This is a genomic window from Stenotrophomonas pictorum JCM 9942 (assembly GCF_001310775.1).
GTDB classification, from domain to species: domain Bacteria; phylum Pseudomonadota; class Gammaproteobacteria; order Xanthomonadales; family Xanthomonadaceae; genus Stenotrophomonas; species Stenotrophomonas pictorum.
In genome coordinates this window covers 1-1,354 of the sequence record NZ_BAZI01000559.1, presented here as the reverse complement: position 1 = coordinate 1,354, position 1,354 = coordinate 1, and the positions used below count along the sequence as shown (strand labels likewise).

Annotated in this window: 2 protein-coding genes; both read right to left on the bottom strand. The window is 66.6% G+C overall.

Annotated elements, in window-relative coordinates; genetic code table 11:
• Positions 1-526 (bottom strand): hypothetical protein (locus JCM9942_RS16030; RefSeq protein WP_054660853.1); only part of this gene is annotated, 526 nt, incomplete at its 3' end.
• A gap of 14 nt (positions 527-540) precedes the next feature.
• Positions 541-1,354 (bottom strand): YaiO family outer membrane beta-barrel protein (locus JCM9942_RS16025; RefSeq protein WP_054660851.1); only part of this gene is annotated, 814 nt, incomplete at its 5' end.

The window sequence follows — 1,354 nt, the reverse complement described above, 5'->3', positions numbered from 1 at the left end:
CGCCGGCCAGCAGCCCGCCGCTCCAGCGCGCAGAACCGGCGACATTACGCCGTGCCTGCCACAGCAGCCCCGCCCACAGCACCAGCAATGGCAGGCCGATCGCCAGGACACCGCGCAATGTCATCGGCGCCCCGTCAGACAGCGTCGTGCGGATCTCGGCGACGCTGTAACCGAACAGATCCGCCCCCAACGGCACCTGCGCCACCTGGAAATACTGGTCCAGCACCACCTGCACGACCAGGAACACTGACCACAGCAGGGCCAGGGTGACAGCACGCGGCACCGCCCGTTTCAGTGCAAGCAGCGGCAACGACAGCAACAGCAGCAGCGGCAACGCACGCAGCAGCACGAGCAGCGACTGTGCCGTGGCCACACCGGCCACCGCCCAGCGCTGCGACGCAGTGTCGCCGGCACCGGCCACCGCATTGGCCACGGTTACCGCCACCAGCACCAGCTGGGCCAGCAGCAGAACCGGGAAAACCGAGGAAAAGCGCGCCCACGCGCTACCGTTGTGCGGTGTTGTCATCGTCGCCTGCCCCCTTACCAGCGCGTATAGATCGACGCCGATACCCGCTGCTCGTCGAAACCGCCATCATCGTCGGCATAACCGGCACCGAGCTTGAAGCCCCAGTTCGGGGCGAACTGGTGCCGCCAGGCGACCCCCAGGCTCGCGTTGTTGTCGCGCACCAGGCTGCCGAAGCGGTCCACGTCGGTACTGCGACCGCTGCTGACGCTCACTTCCAGGTAGTTGTCCGCGTCACCGCGATAGTAGTTGCGCAGCAGTACGCGATGACTCCAGCTGCCCGAGCCCACGCCCGGCACGTGCTGCAGTTTGTAGCGCCCGTACCAGTTGCCGCTGTAGCGGCCCACGCCAATTCCGTAGAACTCGGTGTCTCCGGAAAAACGCAGGTGATCGACACTGGCCGACAGTTCCCAGCCACTGCCCACACCCTGGAACACTTCCACGCGCCAGGACTGCCGGGGCAACACGCCGCTGGACGGGCCATGCTGGTAACGCAGATTGGCGTAGGCCCGCGACCACAGCGGGGTGTAGCCATCCAGCGCCCAGGCGATATCGCTGGTGTTGAAATGGTCCGCACGCAGCATTTCCAGCCCCAGCGAGCCGCGCTTGAAGTACCGGCGTAGCGACAGGTCGGCATCATTCCAGCTCTGCCGGTTACCACTGAAACGGGTATGGCTCCAACCCGCGCTGGCACTCCAGCGATAGCCGTCAGCGGCAGCGACATCGGGATTGGCCATGCGTGGCAACAGGCTGTCACGCAGGCTGAGGATTTCCGCCGGATCCGCCCCCAGCGCCTCGGCCGCGTCGAAATCGGCGCGGGCGGCGGCGATC